Origin of the sequence: Aeromonas sp. S19(2024) (genome assembly GCF_041402625.1) — a bacterium.
Classification (GTDB): Bacteria; Pseudomonadota; Gammaproteobacteria; order Enterobacterales; family Aeromonadaceae; genus Aeromonas; species Aeromonas caviae.
In genome coordinates, this window is record NZ_JBGLQU010000039.1 from 1 (window position 1) to 512 (window position 512).

1 protein-coding gene is annotated in these 512 nt (G+C 51.0%); it reads left to right on the plus strand.

Going from position 1 to position 512, the window contains the following annotated elements; all coding sequences use genetic code 11:
* Positions 1 to 512, plus strand: a 512-nt coding sequence (locus ACB037_RS21310) for a zonular occludens toxin domain-containing protein (protein WP_371175906.1), incomplete at both ends; no start/stop codon positions are given.

Sequence of the window (512 nt, forward strand, 5' to 3'; positions counted from 1 at the left end):
GCAATTCGGCATACCAATATGGCGATATTGGGGATTGGTGGCCGTTATAAGACCGTTCTTCACCTTTCCGACAATTCCGGCACATCCATGTCTGATGTGCTGCAAGCCAAGCCATTTAATAAGGTGCCCAAGTATGTTTTCAAGCTTTATGACTCGACTACAACCGGTAAAGTCTCGGATACAATCGCGGGCAGCTCGATGCTTCGAGATCCTAAAATTCTGTTTGTTCTGGTCGTTTGGGGACTCTGTGTTTTCTTTGGCTTCATCAAGCCTCAATATATTGACTCGCGTCCTGAAACCTCTGTGGTGGCTTCTGCGCCCGCTGATGCCGCTTCTTCGGTTCCTGGGCAAGTGGGTGCTGCGACCGCTGCTAATGTACGTCCTAGTGGCGCTCCTGCTGCGGATGCTGCTGGCGTCTTTGCTGTAGGCCCGTTCGCCGGATACCGGATGATCATCAACTGCCATGTGCTCACCAAAAGTGATCGAGACGTCTACAACGTCGAATATTGCTT